This window comes from Novosphingobium sp. PASSN1, assembly GCF_002278815.1.
On record NZ_NKIS01000006.1, the window covers coordinates 71,862 to 86,333 of the forward strand.

The following is a 14,472-nucleotide window of genomic DNA, read 5'->3' on the forward strand; positions in this document are numbered from 1 at the left end:
CGCGGCTATGCCGTCAGGCCGAAACGATGGCGGCCTTCTGGATCACGCCCGGCTTTGCGGGCGGTTCGCCCTTGGGCAGCGCATCGACATGTTCCATGCCGCTCTCAACTTCGCCCCACACGGTGTACTGCTTGTCGAGGAAGCGCGCGTCGTCGAAGCAGATGAAGAACTGGCTGTTCGCCGAGTGCGGATAGCTGGTGCGGGCCATCGAGCAGACGCCGCGCACGTGCGGCGCGTCGTTGAATTCGGCCTGGAGATCGGGCTTCGAGGAACCGCCCATGCCGGTACCCTGCGGGCAGCCGCCCTGCGCCATGAAGCCCGGGATCACGCGGTGGAACTTCACCCCGTCGTAAAAACCTTCGCCCACCAGTTCCTTGATGCGCGCCACGTGGCCGGGGGCCAGATCGGAGCGCAGCTTGATCACCACATCCCCGCCATCGAGCGTGAGCACCAGTTTTTCGTCAGACATCGTCGTCAAATCCCTTGTTTGTCTGCCTCTGCCTATAATCGCTCGCCCGCCAAAGTATACCTCTTGGAGCCATCGAGGTTGCTTTTGGCGCTCCCGGGCGTATCCCCCGCGCCATGGCGCGCGATGATGATCTGCACGATTCCGTTCTGGCGGATGGCGGCTCCGTTCTGACGGAGAGCGTCGCCGTGCACGAACCCATGCGCAACGCAGAAAGCCTCGACGACGAGGACAACACCCTGCGCCCCAGCTTCATCCGCCGGGTGAGCGACGCGCTCGACGCAGACGATCAGGAAACCGTCTACAACCTCGTCGAACCGCTGCACCCGGCCGACGTGGCCGACTTGTTCGAGCTGATCGGCCCGGATTACCGGGCCGAACTGGCACGCGCGATCAACGATCTGCTCAGCAGCGAAGTGATCGCCGAGCTCAACGATTATGTCCGCGACGATCTCGTCGAAGAGCTCGATCCCGATGAAGTCGCCGATCTTGCGGGCGACATGGAAACCGACGACGCGGTCGCGCTGATCCAGGACCTCGACGAGGAGGACTTGGCTGCCGTCCTCGCCGAGATGGAGCCGGAAGACCGCGCCGCCATCGAAAGCGCGCTGGCCTATCCGGAAGATTCCGCCGGCCGCATGATGAGCCGCGACGTGATCGCGGTGCCCGAACACCTCAGCGTGGGCGACTTGATCGATTTCCTGCGCGAGGATCAGGACCTCGCCACCGAGTTCTGGGAAGTGTTCATCGTCGATCACAAGCACCACCCTGTCGGCACGTGCGCGCTTTCGTGGATTCTGCGCACCCCGCGCTCCATCGCGCTGACCGACGTGATGAAGCGCGACCAGACGCTGATCCCCGTCACGATGGATCAGGAAGAAGTCGCGCTGCGCTTCCAGAAGTACGCGCTGATTTCCGCCGCTGTGGTTGATGAAAGCGGGCGCCTTGTCGGCCAGATCACCGTGGACGACGTGGTCCACATCATTCAGGAAGAAGCGAGCGAGGACATCCTGCGCCTGTCCGGCGCGGGCGACGGCGACATCAACGAGCCGATCCACCTCACCGTGCGCACGCGGCTTTCGTGGCTGGTGGTCAATCTCGGCACCGCGATCATCGCCTCCTCGGTCGTCGGCATGTTCCAGGGCGCGATTGCCAGGCTGGCGCTGCTCGCGGTGCTGATGCCCATCGTCTCGGGCATGGGCGGCAATGCGGGCACGCAGACGCTGGCCGTGGTGGTGCGCGCCATCGCCACCAACCAGCTGACCAGTTCGAACACGGTGCGCATGATCCTGCGCGAGTTTCGCATCGCGCTGGCCAACGGGCTATCGCTTGGGCTGCTGATCGGCGGCGGCACCGCGCTGCTGTTTCAGAACCCGCTGCTCGGCGCAGTGATCGGCGCGGCGATGGTGATCAACAATCTGGTGGCAGGCCTCGCCGGGATCATGGTCCCCGTCACGCTCGACCGGCTCAAGGTCGATCCTGCAGTCTCCTCCGCCGTGTTCGTGACGATGGCGACCGACGTGATGGGCTTCTTCTCGTTCCTCGGCCTCGCCGTGCTGAGCGGGCTGGCAGGATAGACCGATGCCGCTGAGCATGACCAAAGTGGCGTTCGGCGCCTCCTCGTTCGAAGACCTCCATGGCTGGTTCAAGACCCGCCGCGAGTCTGCACGCCTCACCACCCGCTACTTGCCCAAGCGCCATGCGGAAATGATCGGCGGCTCGGTCTACTGGATCCTCAAGCACCAGCTCGTCGCGCGCAGCGAGATCCTCGGCTTCGAGGAAGCCGAGGGCGGCCGCACCGAAATCGTGATCTCGACGAAGCTGATCGACGTCCACCCCAAACCCAAGCGCGCGCATCAGGGCTGGCGCTATCTGGAAGAAGCCGACGCGCCCGCCGATCTGGCCGACGGCGAAAGCGCGGACATGCTGCCTCCGAACCTTGCGGGTGAACTGGCGAAGCTGGGGTTGGCCTAGGGGCCTGAGGCGGGCCGCGAATTTCGCGAATTACTGCACTTGGCGGCCCAGCCGCTGATGACTTGCCGTTGATCTGTTTTCCGTCACCCCGTGCTTGACACGGGGTTCGGCTATGCTTCTTGCGTGACGCCCGAAACAAAAGCCAAGGCCCGGATCAAGTCCGGGCCGACGATTCCATGTGATGTCATCTGGCTCTAGCCCGCCCTGATACCACTCAAATCAGTTTCGGATTGGGCTCTTGGAAGGATCGAACATCATGGCGTTTGGCGGAAAGATTGCGGTTGTCACCGGCGCTGGCAGCGGCATGGGTGAAGCGACCGCGCAGCTGCTGGCCGCACGGGGCGCAACCGTGGTTCTGGCCGGGCGCAGCGAGGACCGCCTCCGCGCCGCGGCGGACCGCATCAAGGCCGATGGCGGCAAGGCGGTGATCCGCGCGACCGACGTGACCGTGCGGGCCGATCTGGAAGGCCTGATGGACTGGATCGAACAGGAATTCGGCCGCCTCGATCTCGCGGTCAACAACGCGGGCGGACACGCCGATTTCAAGCCGCTGCACGAAACGCCTGCCGACGAATCCGACTGGGTGTTCGATCTGAACCTGAAGTCCGTTTATAACGGCATGCGCGCGCAGATTGCGCTGATGCTGCGGGGCGGCGGCGGCGCCATCGTCAACAACGCCTCGATCTTCGGCCTGAAGGGCGTGGCCGGGATCGCGCATTATGTCGCCGCGAAGCACGGGGTCGTCGGCCTCACCAAATCCGCCGCGCTGGATTATGCGAACAGCGGCATCCGCATCAATTCGGTGTGCCCGGGCGCCACGGAAACCCCCAACCTGCTGCGCGTGACCGGCGGCGATGCCCATGCGCTGGATGCCATGATCCCGGTCGGCCACCTTGGCCAGCCGGCGGACGTGGCCCGCACGATTTGCTGGCTGCTGTCTGACGAGGCCGGTTATGTGACGGGCGCGAACTTCTCCGTGGATGGCGGCATGAGCGCGGGTTGATAAACCCAACGAGATAGGTTATTTTTAGCCATGGTCACTGTTTACCGCGCCCATGGCCTGCGCTTCATCATCTTTGTTGATGACCATGCGCCAGCCCATGTCCATGTGTTTGGCGACGGACACGCCAAGATCAACTTGCTGGGAGCCGATGGCGAGCCAGAGGTTGTGACCATCGAAGGCATGAAACGCGGCGATGTGCGCCGCGCCATGCAAGTCGTGATGGAACAGCAGGAAGCCCTGCTCGCACGCTGGAGAGATATTCATGGTTGAGCCTGTGACGATTGACCCAAGCGAAGCGCAGCTGAGTGCCGCCGAAGAGCGCGGCCGCATCGCCGCGCAGATCGAACCCAGAGCTGCCAGCGCGCGCTATGATCGCCGCCGGGGCATGATGGTCGTCGCGCTGACCAACGGCTGCTCCTTCACCTTCCCGCCGCATCTCGCCCAAGGGCTGGAGGAGGCGAGCCACGATGAACTCGCCGCGTTCGAAGTGCTCGGCAATGGTTATGGCCTGCACTGGGAGGCGCTCGACGTCGATCTTTCGATCCCGGGGCTGCTCGCAGGCCTGTTCGGCACCAGCGCCTATATGGCGCGCCGCGCCGGGCAAGCGCGGTCAGCGGCTAAGAGTGCGGCAGCGCGGGCGAACGGGGCGAAGGGCGGGAGGCCACGCAAGTCGGGTTAGTGGGTGCGGGATTTGGGGGTTAGTGCACGTGTCACCGTAACTCAGGTCTCCGGTGGGCCTTTAAGGGGTCAAAGCCTCCGGCGGGCAAGGGCCATCGCCCTTGCATCCCGGAAGTTCGGGGGTTGTTGCACGTGTCACCGTAACCCGCCGTGTCACCGTAACCCGCCGTGTCACCGTAACCCTTTTGTAAAATGCCACCGTAATCCTAAATTTTTAACTAAAAATAGCTCGAAATAGCCACAGGCCAATAATTATCATAAATATAGGAGCCAGGAGCTGAATAAGGCAGCTACCTGCAAACATGCCACCAACCATAGCGCCTTCTACTGGATTTTCCTTATTTGCTAAGGAAAAAACAACGCCTATTGCCGCGCCTATACCAAGTATCCATAATACGGTAACCATAAGAACATCCCACTTTTTACCTAGTTAGCGCCAAAAAATAACGCTACCATTCAGCCATATCAATCCCCGATAGCCTCCATTGCGTAACGGCAAAGTGGGAAGGATCGGGATGCAAGGGCAATGGCCCTTGCCCGTCCTTCGACAAGCTCAGGATGAGCGTGAGGCCCCTCCCCCCTACTCCGCCGCCGCCACAGCCGCCTCGCGCGCCACAACACGCCGCAGCGCGTTGGCGTAAGTTGCCGGGTCCTGCGCGCCGGGGATCATGTATTTGCCGTTGATGACCATCGCGGGGACGCCGCTGATGTTCCAGTCCCACGCCTGCTGTTCGCCCGCATCGACGATGGCGTCGATTTCGGGGTCGGTTAGCGCGGCGGCGGCTTCGGTGCGGTCGAGGCCCACCGAGGCGGCGATGTCGGTGAGGACGGCGGGGTCGTTCATGCGGCGGCGCTGCTGGAAGTGGGCGTCGAACAGGGCGCGTTTGAGCTTTACCTGCATTTCAGGGCCGTGGTCGCGCAACACGGCGACGAGGAGGCGGTGCGCGAGGCGGGTGTTCCACATCATGGCGGGGGGTGGATCGCCCCCTTCGTCTTTGGCTCCGGTGTAGTGGAAGGAATAGCCTGCGGCTTCGGCGGCCTCCGCCATGCGGCCCCGCGCGTCTGCCGCCTGATCGGGGGTGCGGCCGTATTTGCGCTGGATGTGCGCGGCGCTTTCCTCGCCCGCCTCGGGCATGTCCGGGTTGAGTTCGAAGGGGTGGAAGCGAACGGTGGCGCTGACTTCGCCTGCCATGCCCTTCAGCGCGGTTTCGAGCTGGTTGTGGCCGATCACGCACCACGGGCACATGACATCGGACCAGATATCGATGGTGACTGCTGCCGGTTTGCTCATTGTTCGATCCACCATTTGAGGAGGTGATGGGCCACCGCGAACGGCGGCGGGGCGATGAAGGCGCCGTCTTCGCGCCCGGTTTTGAGGCCTTCCATCGCGTAGACGACTTCCTCGCGCGTGAACCAGCGCGCGTCGTCGAGCTCGGTCGCGTCGATGGTGATGGCCGGATCATCGGCATAGGCGTGGCAGCCGATCATCAGCGAGGAGGGGAACGGCCAGGGCTGGCAGGCGACATACTGCACATCGCGCACGCGCACGCCCGCTTCCTCGAAGACTTCGCGCGCCACGGCTTCTTCGATGGATTCGCCCGGTTCCACGAAACCGGCAAGCGCGGAATAGCGGCGCGGGGGGAAGCGCGGCTGGCGGCCGAGGAGGAGCTGGCCCTCCCATTCGACCGACATGATCGTGACCGGATCGACGCGGGGGAAATGCTCGGCCTTGCAATCCATGTTCACGCACTTGCGCTGCCAGCCGCCCTTGCCGAGCTTCGTCGCATAGCCGCAGCGCGCGCAGAAGCGGTGGCGGGCGTGCCAATCGACCAGCGCGCGGGCACCGCCGTAGGTGGCGAGATCGCCTGCGGGCAGCGAGGCCATCGCGCCCCACAGGCGGGGGTTGGCGGGGCCGGGATTGCCCTTGTTGGCGGGCGCAACGGGGGCGAAGCAGGCGCGGCCCTCGCCATCGAGGCCGAGGAACACTAGTTCATCCTGTTCGCCCGCATCGGCGAGCGTACCCCAGACGAGGCTGCCATCATCGCCAATCACCGGATCGAGCCCGTCGAGCCGCAGCAGCCGCGCGCGCCAGTTAGTCAGTTCGGCCAGCTTGTCGGCATCGGCGCGGATGTGATCGGCTCGGTCGAGCACGGCGCCAGTGAAGGAAATCGGGGGGTTTGGTCTGTAGAGCATTAGAGTTACGCCGCTTTCTTCATGGCCGAAACATCGGTCAGCACGGACTTGGGGAATTCCTCGGGAATGGGCAGTGCCGCCGAGGGCATGAATTGCACGAACAGGCCCGCGCGCAGGCCAACGCGGGTATTGACGAAACCCACCGTGCCCGCCGCGCCGGACCAGCCGAACGTGCCCGCATCCGCGCCAAGACCGACCCGGCCGCCCGCGCCAAATCCGGCACCCGCGACCCATGTCCCCGCAAGATCGGCGCTCGCGGGCAGGAGATTGCTCGTGCCGAGGCGCACTGCCGCCTCGCTCATCACGCGGGTGCTGCCGATCATGCCGCCGCCTGCCAGCATCATCAGGAACCGGTCATAATCGCGCGGGCTGCTGACGAGGCCCGCCCCGCCGAACGGGAAGGCCGGCGGATCGAGATAGACCGAACTGGCACCCGGATCGATCGGATCGGCCTTGCCGTCATGAACGAGGTAGTTGCTGGTAAGGCGCGGGGCCTGCGCGGCGGAGACCTGAAAACCGGTGCTTGCCATCCCGCAGGGACCGAACACGCGCGCGGCGAGGAAGGCCGCGAAATCCTGCCCCGATACGACCTCGATGATCCGCCCGACCAGATCGAGCCCGACTGAATAGCTCCACCGCGTGCCGGGCTCGTAGACCAGCGGCATCTCGGCAAGCTTGTCGGCGAACTGGGCGAGGCTGGGCACCGTCTTTACCCCGCTCAACGGGGGGATCGAAAGCCGCGACGCCTGCCCCGGCACAAGCCCGGCCGCCTCGTAGGCCTCCTTGATGGGGCCCTTCTGGATGATCGAATAGCCCAGCCCCGCCGTATGCGTGAGGAGGTGGCGCAAGGTGATCGCCGTCTGCGCGGGCTTCAACTCGGTGATCGAGCCATCGGGCGTGACCTGCACCTGCATCTGCGCGAACTTGGGCAGGAAATCGCTGATCGGCTGATCCAGCCCGATCTTGCCTTCGTCCACCAGCATCATCGCGGCCATGCCGGTGACGGGCTTGGTCATCGAATAGATCCGGTAGAGGCTATCGAGATCAACGGGCGTGCCGCTATCGAAGGCCATCGTGCCGCGCGCGATCTGCGCCGGGGGCGCGCTGCCCCAGCCGATGGCGGCGACCGCACCGGGCAGGCGGCCCGAGGCGACGTAATCGTACACGAGGTTGGTCACCGCCGGGTACATGTCCTCCGCCGAGGGCTGGGCCAGGAGGCGCGCGGGGCCGAGCGCCGAACCGGCGAGACCGGCACCGAGCCAGCCCGCCGAACGCAGCAGGGAACGGCGGGAAAGCAGAAGCGAGCTATCGTTCATGAACTACCTGTGTGCGAGCGCCAGGCGCGCGGCCTTGGCAAAAACCGTGGGCAGCCCTGCCGCCTCGACCGTTTCGACCGGCCAGAACTCCCCCGGGGGGAGACTAGCGCAATCGGCGTGGCCGCCAACCATCAATTGCAATTCGAGATCGAAATGCGTGAAGCTGTGCCGCACCGTGCCGCCCGCGCGCCATTCGCCGGATGTGGGCGGCGTGCGGTGGCCATCGCTGCGGGCCGACCAGCCATCATCGGGCAGCGCGCGCATCCCGCCGAGCATGCCCTTGCCTTCGCGCTGAACGAGGAAAACCGCGCCATCGCGCTCGATCCAGAAGGCGGTGCCAGTGCGCGTGGGCTTGGCCTTCTTCGCGGCCTTGACCGGATAGGCTTCCGCCGTGCCTGCCGCCCGCGCCGCGCAATGCTCCGCCAGCGGGCAGAGCAGGCAGCGGGGGCTGCGCACCGTGCAGATCGAGGAGCCGAGGTCCATCAGGCCTTGCGCGAAATCGCCTGCGCGCGCGTCCGGCGTGATCATATCGGTCGCGGTGCGGATCGCGGTGCGTCCGCCCGGCAGCGGCTCGCCAATCGCGAAGAGGCGCGAGACGACGCGCTCGACATTGGCATCGACCACCACCGCGCGCTGCCCGAAGGCAATCGCGGCCACGGCGGCGGCGGTATAGGCCCCCAGCCCCGGCAGTTCGCGCAGGCCCGCTTCGGTCTCGGGAAAACCGCCACGCCGGGCCACTTCACGCGCGCAGGCGAGCAGGTTGCGCGCGCGGGCATAATAGCCAAGGCCAGCCCACGCGGCCATAACATCGGCATCCTCAGCCGCGGCCAGCGCCTCCACCGTGGGCCAGAGATCGAGGAACTTTGCGTAATAAGCGCGCACCGCCGCCACGGTGGTCTGCTGCAACATGACCTCGGACAGCCAGACGCGGTAGGGTTCTGGCGGCGGCGCACCCGGCATCGCGCGCCAGGGCAGGCGGCGGGCGTTCGTGTCGTACCAGCCCAGCAAGGCTGCCGGGATTGCGCCTGAATCCCCGATCCGAACCGTCTCGCCACTGGCCTGCATGACGCGGCTATGGCATGGCGGCGCGCACAATGGAACGCGATCCGCCCTCCCCTCCCAAAAGCGCCAAAAGAGCCGGGACGCCAACCTCCGCGCCGCGCACATATGAGCGCCCGCGCGGCGGCGAAGCGCGCGCCATTGCCGATCTCATGCCCGCCATCGGCCGCACCGCCTTCCGCCGCTTCGGCTTCGTGCAAAGCTCGGTGGTCTCACGCTGGGGGGAGATCGTCGGGGCGGCCCATGCCCGCCACTGCGCGCCCGAATCGATCCGCTTTCCGCCCGGCGAGAAGGCAGACGGCATCCTGCAGCTGGTGGTGACACCGGCGCACGCCCCGCTGATCCAGCACGTGATCCCCGAAATCATCGACCGGGTGAACCAGTTCTTCGGCTACCGCGCTGTCGCGCGGGTGAAGCTGCGGCAAGGTGCGGTTCAGCCGCCGCCCGGTACGGATCCGCAGCGCCAGACGCGAACGGCGCCGCCATCGCTCAAGCCGATTCCGATGGAACTTGGCGACAGCCTGCGCGATATCGGCGATCCGGAACTGCGCACGGTGCTGGAATCGCTGGCGCGCAGCCTGGGTGCGGCGAATGAGGCCAAGTGATCTGGGCAAAATGAACGGGAAGCACGAGGGATGATGCGCAAGATTTTCAGGACTATCGGCCTCGCGCTCACGGCGCTGTGCGGCGCGGCGCTGCTGACTGCGGCCAGCAAGCCCGCTCCTGCACCCGCAAAGGTCAACTGGAACACGGTCGTCACGCGCACCCCGGCCGATAGCCACTTGCTTGGCAACCCCGATGCACCGGTCAAGCTCGTGGAATACATCAGCTACACGTGCCCGCATTGCGCGCATTTCGAAGGGGAAGCCGATGCCCAGCTGCGGATCGGCATGATCGCGCCGGGCAAGGGCTCGATCGAAGTGCGCAGCTTCGTCCGCGATCCGGTCGATCTCACCGTCGCGCTGCTCGCGCACTGCGGCCCGCCTTCCAAATTCTTCGGCAATCACAGCACCTTCCTGCGCCATCAGACGACATGGATGGCCCCGCTCGCCACGCTGACGGACGCGCAGAAGGCGCGCTGGTCGAACACCGATTTCGCCGCGCGCACCCGCGCCATCGCCAGCGATCTCGGGCTCTACAGCCTGATGCAGGCGCGCGGTTTCGATCGCACCGCCACCGACCGCTGCCTTGCGGACAAGGCGCTGGCCGAGCGGCTTGCCCAGCACACCAAGGAGGCGACCGAGAAGGACTTCGTCAACGGCACGCCCAGCTTCGTGCTCAATGGCCTGCCGCTCAGCGGAACCTATTCGTGGGCCACGCTCAAGCCGCAAGTCGAAGCGCGGCTGCGCTGACCGCGCGAAAATCGCCGCTGCTTGCATTGCGGCCCCTTCAATCCTGCGCGCCAATCGGCTAGCCCTTGCGGCGTCCGTCGTCCTTTCCAGCGAAGCGAACCCCGATCCCATGCAGACCAAGCTGTTCTCGCCCCGCCGTATCGCTCTCGGCCTTGCCCTGCTCCCGCTTGCACTGGGGCTTGCGGCCTGCAGCAAGAAGGAAGAAGCAGGCGCTGCCGCCGTGGGCGCGCCGCTCGCTGCCGTGCCGCCGCCAGCGGGCAAGGCATGGACCGATGTGGTTTCGGTGACGCCCGAAGGCGGCTACCGCATGGGCAACCCCAATGCGCCGATCAAGCTGATCGAATTCGCCTCGCTCACCTGCTCGCACTGCGCCGAATTTGCCGAAAAGGGCTTCCCGCACTTGCGCGACGACTATGTCGCCAAGGGCACTGTCAGCCTCGAATTCCGCAACTTCGTGCGCGATCCCTACGATACCACGATGGCCATGCTGGTGCGCTGCGGATCGCCTGAAAGCTTCTTTGCGCTGACCGAGCAGGTCTTTGCCAACCAGGCGTCCATCTTCGAAGGGCTCAAGCCGGTCGGCCCCGAACTGCAGGCCGCCAATCTGCCACCCGCGCAGATCTTCAAGGCCATCGGCGAACGCGGCGGGCTCAACGATTTCTTCGCCGCGCGCGGCATCGCCAAGGATCAGGCGGCGCAGTGCCTCGCCAAGAGCGACACCGCGACCAAGCTGGCCGATGACACCTCGAAGGCAGGCGATACCTACAACGTCACCGGCACGCCCACCTTCATCGTCAATGGCCGCAATGCCGAAGTGGCGAGCTGGGACGCGCTGGAGCCGATCCTGAAGCAGGCAGGTGCCCGCTGATCGCGCGCGCCTGAAGGCAGCCGTGCAGCCCGCAGACCACCTCGGCAGGGGCGGATAGCATGGCGGCAGAGCGGGCGGTGATGCAGTTCACGCGGCTGAAGCTTGCGGGCTTCAAGAGCTTCGTCGAACCCGCCGAACTGCGCATCGAACCCGGCCTCACCGGCGTCGTCGGCCCCAACGGCTGCGGCAAATCGAACCTGCTCGAAGCCATCCGCTGGGTCATGGGCGAAGGCTCGGCCCGGTCCATGCGCGGCGGCGGCATGGAAGACGTGATCTTCGCGGGCACCGCCAGCCGCCCCGCGCGCGATTTTGCCGAAGTCATGCTCTCGGCCCAGACGGACCCGTCCGGGCCCTTCGGCGGCGAGCTGGAAGTGGTCCGCCGGATCGAGCGCGGCGCAGGCAGCGCCTATCGCGTCAACGGGCGCGACGTGCGCGCCAAGGATGTCGCGCTCGTCTTTGCCGATGCCGCGACGGGCGCGCACAGCCCCGCGCTTGTCAGCCAGGGGCGCATCGCCGCCGTCATCGCCGCGCGCCCCGCCGAACGCCGCGCCATGCTGGAGGAAGCAGCGGGCATTGCGGGTCTTCACGTGCGGCGCAAGGACGCGGAAACCAAGCTGCGCGCCACCGAAACAAACCTCACCCGGCTGGACGACCTGATCGTCACGCTGGAAGCGCAAGTCGGCACGCTGCGGCGCCAAGCCCGCGCTGCGGAACGCTACAAAGCCATCTCCGAACGCATTCGCGTGGCCGAAGCGCGGCTGATCTTTGCGCGCTGGCGCGATGCCGCAGCCGCTGCCGAAGCTGCCCGCAACGCCGCTTCCCAGGCAGATGCCGCCGTGACGCAGGCCCAGACCACCGCACGCACCGCGCAGGAGAGGCAGCACGCCGCCGCCGCCGCGCAAAGCGCCGCACGCGATGCCCTGTTCGATCGGCGGCAGGATGCGGCGGCGCAAGGCCAGCGCATCGCCGCGCTCACCGCGCAAGCCGAAGCCGCCGCCCAGCGCCTCGCCGATATCGACCGCCAGATCCGCCGCATCGAGGACGAACGGCGCGAGGCCGACCGCCTGACCAGCGATGCTGCTACTGCGCTCACCCGGCTCGAGGCCGATCTCGCCGCCGCCGAGGCCGCCATCGCCGCGCAGACCGCGGAAGGCCCAGCGCTGAAATCCGCCGAAGCCGCCGCCGAACAGGCCGCCCGCGCCGCCGAACTCGCGCTCGCCGCGAAAGTGGCGGAGCAGGCCGGAATCGAGGCCGAATGGCGCGTGGCCGAAGCGGCCGTCTCCGCCGCGCGCCAGCGGCTTACCCGGCTCGATGGCGAGGACGCGCGCCTTGCCGCCACCCGCCGCGCGCTGGAAGCAGAGCCCGATCCTGCCGCCGCGATGGCCCAAGCCGAATCCCGCCGCGCCGCTGCCGCCGCCACGCTGGCCGAAACCGGGCAGGCGCGCGAACGCCTGACCGCCGAGCGCGAGCGCCTGACCGCAACGCGCGAACAACTGGCCGCTGTGCGCGAGGCGGCATCCTCCGAACTTGCCGCAGCGCGCGCCGATCTGGTCGGGCTTGAACGCGAAGCCGCCGCCCTCGCCCGGGACAAGGCCGCCCGCGATGCCGCAGCAGCGCGCACTGGCCATGGTCCCAGCGCACTAGGTGCAGCGCGCGTCGCCCCGGGCTATGAGCGCGCACTCGCCGCCGTGCTTGGCCGCGATTCCAGCGCACCGCTGGGCGCGGCGCCAGCGGGTGACGGGCGCTTCTGGACAGGCGCGGAGGCCCCGGCTGCGCGGGCTGATGCGTTGATCCACCATGTGACGAAATGCCCGCCAGAGCTTGCCGCCCGCCTCGCCCTCGTCCGCGTTGCAGAGGCGGACAGCGGTGAACCGCTCGCCCCCGGCGAATGGCTGGTAACGCGCGAGGGCCATTTGCGGCGCTGGGACGGCTTCATCGCGCGCGGCGAAGGCGGCGCGGAAGCGGCGATCCTCGCTGCCGAGAACCGCCTTGCCGAACTGGAAGCCGCGCTGCCCGCACGCCGCGCCGCCGCCGCAGCCGCCGAGGCCGCGAGCAACGCCGCGCAGGCCGAACTGGCGGTGGCGCAAGGCGAACTCGCCCGAATCCAGACTGAACTGACCGCCAGCGAACGCGCGCTTGCCGCTGCGGCAGACGCGGAACGCAGCGCCTTGCGCGGGCTCGATCAGGCAGAAGCAGCGCGTGCGCGGCTTGAGGCCCGCCGCGCCGAAATCGACCGCACTGCCGCCGATCTCGCCAGCCAGCGCCAAGCCGCCGCAGGCGAGCTTTACGAAGCCGAAGCTCGCCGCGCCGCACTGCCCGATCCCGCCGCTGGGCGCACCGCCGTCGAAGCCGAGCGCCAGCGCAACACGCAGGCCCGCGCCGCCTATCAGGGCGCGCTGGCCGCGATTGCCGCGCACGGGCAGGCGCTGGCCGTCGGCAAGGAGCGCCTGGTTGCGGTGCGCAGCGATATCCGGGGCTGGCAGGCGCGCGCGGGGGATGCCGCCCGCCGCCTTGCCGCGATGGCCGGGCAGGCCGAAGACCTTGCCGAAGAACGCGAGGGGCTTGCCGCCAAGCCCCCCGCGCTCGCCCGCGATCTTGAAGAAGCGCAGGCCCTGCAGGTGCGCTATGCGGCCGCGCTGGCTGAGGCGGAAACGACCCTCGCGCGCACCGAGGCAGAGGCGCGCGCTGCCGAAACCGCTCTCGCCGCTGCCAATGAAGCGCTCGCGACCGCGCGCGAGGCCCGCGCCGCGCTCACCGCGAAGGCTGAAAACGAGGACCAGCGGCGGCAGGAAATGGCCGGAATCGCGGGCGAGCGCTTCCAGTGCCCGCCTCCGCTCCTGCCCGAACGCATCGGCTTTCCCGGCAGCGATGTTGCCGCTGCGCCCGAGGAATCCGCCGCGCACGACCGCCTGATCGCCGAGCGCGAGCGGCTGGGGCCGGTCAACCTCGTCGCCGCGACCGAACTGACCGAAGCCGAAGCCCAGCACACCGCCATCGTCACCGAACAGGCCGAACTGACCGAAGCGGTGGGCCGCCTGCGCGGTTCGATCGGCGCGCTCAACCGCGAAGGGCGCGAACGGCTGCGCGCCGCGTTCGAAGCGGTAGACGCGCATTTCCGCCGCCTGTTCGCGCGGCTGTTCGGCGGCGGCGAAGCGCATCTTGCGCTGGTCGATAGCGATGATCCGCTGGAAGCCGGTCTCGAAATCTTCGCCCAGCCGCCGGGCAAGCGCCTGCAATCGCTCACCCTGCTATCGGGCGGTGAACAGGCCCTCACCGCCGTCGCGCTGATCTTCGGCCTGTTTCTGACCAACCCCGCGCCGATCTGCGTGCTCGACGAAGTCGATGCACCGCTGGACGACGCCAATATTGAACGCTTTTGCGACCTGCTCGATGCGATGGCCGCCGAAACCACCACGCGCTACCTGATCGTGACGCACAATGCCGTGACGATGAGCCGCATGCACCGCCTGTTCGGCGTGACGATGGTGGAACGCGGCATCTCGCGGCTGGTGAGCGTGGATCTGGGCGGGGCGGAGAGCCTGCTGGCTGGGGTGCCAGTATAA

14 protein-coding genes are annotated in these 14,472 nt (G+C 67.2%); 9 read left to right on the top strand and 5 right to left on the bottom strand.

The window, feature by feature from the left end; translation table 11 throughout:
• Nucleotides 1-13: 13 nt before the first annotated feature.
• Complete coding sequence (locus tag CFE35_RS11365; protein WP_292930719.1) at nt 14-469, bottom strand: peptidylprolyl isomerase; 456 nt, start codon at nt 467-469, stop codon at nt 14-16.
• Between the two features lie 197 nt (nt 470-666).
• On the opposite strand from CFE35_RS11365, the gene mgtE reads away from it, so the two are divergent.
• From mgtE to CFE35_RS11390, 5 genes are all read left to right on the top strand, one after another.
• Nucleotides 667-2,043: a magnesium transporter gene (gene mgtE / locus CFE35_RS11370; protein WP_292930950.1), complete on the top strand. Its 1,377-nt coding sequence runs from the start codon at nt 667-669 to the stop codon at nt 2,041-2,043.
• 4 nt (nt 2,044-2,047) lie between these two features.
• On the top strand, nt 2,048-2,440 hold the full coding sequence (locus CFE35_RS11375) for a DUF1489 domain-containing protein (protein ID WP_292930720.1): 393 nt from the start codon (nt 2,048-2,050) through the stop codon (nt 2,438-2,440).
• A gap of 256 nt (nt 2,441-2,696) precedes the next feature.
• Nucleotides 2,697-3,443 carry an SDR family NAD(P)-dependent oxidoreductase gene (locus CFE35_RS11380; RefSeq protein WP_292930721.1) on the top strand — a complete coding sequence of 249 codons (747 nt, stop codon included), beginning with the start codon at nt 2,697-2,699 and terminating at the stop codon, nt 3,441-3,443.
• A gap of 30 nt (nt 3,444-3,473) precedes the next feature.
• Nucleotides 3,474-3,713, top strand: a complete 240-nt coding sequence (locus CFE35_RS11385) for a DUF4160 domain-containing protein (protein WP_292930722.1) — start codon at nt 3,474-3,476, stop codon at nt 3,711-3,713.
• On the top strand, nt 3,706-4,122 hold the full coding sequence (locus CFE35_RS11390; protein ID WP_292930723.1) for a DUF2442 domain-containing protein: 417 nt from the start codon (nt 3,706-3,708) through the stop codon (nt 4,120-4,122). The genes CFE35_RS11385 and CFE35_RS11390 overlap by 8 nt, the downstream gene beginning before the upstream one ends.
• Before the next feature lie 579 nt (nt 4,123-4,701).
• Here CFE35_RS11390 and CFE35_RS11395 read toward each other — a convergent pair.
• The 4 genes from CFE35_RS11395 to CFE35_RS11410 are packed head-to-tail and all read right to left on the bottom strand — an operon-like array spanning nt 4,702 to nt 8,695.
• Nucleotides 4,702-5,412, bottom strand: a complete 711-nt coding sequence (locus tag CFE35_RS11395) for a DsbA family oxidoreductase (RefSeq protein ID WP_292930724.1) — start codon at nt 5,410-5,412, stop codon at nt 4,702-4,704.
• Nucleotides 5,409-6,314, bottom strand: coding sequence for an NAD(+) diphosphatase (nudC, locus tag CFE35_RS11400; RefSeq protein WP_292930725.1), 906 nt, complete (start codon nt 6,312-6,314; stop codon nt 5,409-5,411). Before nudC ends, CFE35_RS11395 begins: the two co-directional genes overlap by 4 nt.
• A gap of 5 nt (nt 6,315-6,319) precedes the next feature.
• Nucleotides 6,320-7,630, bottom strand: a complete 1,311-nt coding sequence (locus tag CFE35_RS11405) for a serine hydrolase domain-containing protein (protein WP_292930726.1) — start codon at nt 7,628-7,630, stop codon at nt 6,320-6,322.
• A gap of 3 nt (nt 7,631-7,633) precedes the next feature.
• On the bottom strand, nt 7,634-8,695 hold the full coding sequence (locus CFE35_RS11410; protein ID WP_292930727.1) for an A/G-specific adenine glycosylase: 1,062 nt from the start codon (nt 8,693-8,695) through the stop codon (nt 7,634-7,636).
• 29 nt (nt 8,696-8,724) lie between these two features.
• Here CFE35_RS11410 and CFE35_RS11415 point away from each other — a divergent pair, with 29 nt between their 5' ends.
• The 4 genes from CFE35_RS11415 (at nt 8,725) to CFE35_RS11430 (ending at nt 14,472) form a co-directional block, all read left to right on the top strand.
• On the top strand, nt 8,725-9,294 hold the full coding sequence (locus tag CFE35_RS11415; RefSeq protein WP_292930951.1) for a DUF721 domain-containing protein: 570 nt from the start codon (nt 8,725-8,727) through the stop codon (nt 9,292-9,294).
• 30 nt (nt 9,295-9,324) lie between these two features.
• Entirely contained in the window at nt 9,325-10,041 is a 717-nt protein-coding gene (locus tag CFE35_RS11420; RefSeq protein WP_292930728.1) for a thioredoxin domain-containing protein, read from the top strand.
• Nucleotides 10,042-10,150: 109 nt separating this feature from the next.
• Entirely contained in the window at nt 10,151-10,909 is a 759-nt protein-coding gene (locus CFE35_RS11425) for a thioredoxin domain-containing protein (RefSeq protein WP_292930729.1), read from the top strand.
• Nucleotides 10,910-10,989: 80 nt separating this feature from the next.
• On the top strand, nt 10,990-14,472 hold the full coding sequence (locus tag CFE35_RS11430) for an AAA family ATPase (RefSeq protein WP_292930952.1): 3,483 nt from the start codon (nt 10,990-10,992) through the stop codon (nt 14,470-14,472).

Coding starts and splice junctions, on each gene's coding strand:
- CFE35_RS11365 (WP_292930719.1), bottom strand. CDS start 469: ATGTCTGACGAAAAACTGGTGCTCACGCTCGATGGCGGGGATGTGGTG.
- mgtE (WP_292930950.1), top strand. CDS start 667: ATGCGCAACGCAGAAAGCCTCGACGACGAGGACAACACCCTGCGCCCC.
- CFE35_RS11375 (WP_292930720.1), top strand. CDS start 2,048: ATGCCGCTGAGCATGACCAAAGTGGCGTTCGGCGCCTCCTCGTTCGAA.
- CFE35_RS11380 (WP_292930721.1), top strand. CDS start 2,697: ATGGCGTTTGGCGGAAAGATTGCGGTTGTCACCGGCGCTGGCAGCGGC.
- CFE35_RS11385 (WP_292930722.1), top strand. CDS start 3,474: ATGGTCACTGTTTACCGCGCCCATGGCCTGCGCTTCATCATCTTTGTT.
- CFE35_RS11390 (WP_292930723.1), top strand. CDS start 3,706: ATGGTTGAGCCTGTGACGATTGACCCAAGCGAAGCGCAGCTGAGTGCC.
- CFE35_RS11395 (WP_292930724.1), bottom strand. CDS start 5,412: ATGAGCAAACCGGCAGCAGTCACCATCGATATCTGGTCCGATGTCATG.
- nudC (WP_292930725.1), bottom strand. CDS start 6,314: ATGCTCTACAGACCAAACCCCCCGATTTCCTTCACTGGCGCCGTGCTC.
- CFE35_RS11405 (WP_292930726.1), bottom strand. CDS start 7,630: ATGAACGATAGCTCGCTTCTGCTTTCCCGCCGTTCCCTGCTGCGTTCG.
- CFE35_RS11410 (WP_292930727.1), bottom strand. CDS start 8,695: ATGCAGGCCAGTGGCGAGACGGTTCGGATCGGGGATTCAGGCGCAATC.
- CFE35_RS11415 (WP_292930951.1), top strand. CDS start 8,725: ATGGAACGCGATCCGCCCTCCCCTCCCAAAAGCGCCAAAAGAGCCGGG.
- CFE35_RS11420 (WP_292930728.1), top strand. CDS start 9,325: ATGATGCGCAAGATTTTCAGGACTATCGGCCTCGCGCTCACGGCGCTG.
- CFE35_RS11425 (WP_292930729.1), top strand. CDS start 10,151: ATGCAGACCAAGCTGTTCTCGCCCCGCCGTATCGCTCTCGGCCTTGCC.
- CFE35_RS11430 (WP_292930952.1), top strand. CDS start 10,990: ATGCAGTTCACGCGGCTGAAGCTTGCGGGCTTCAAGAGCTTCGTCGAA.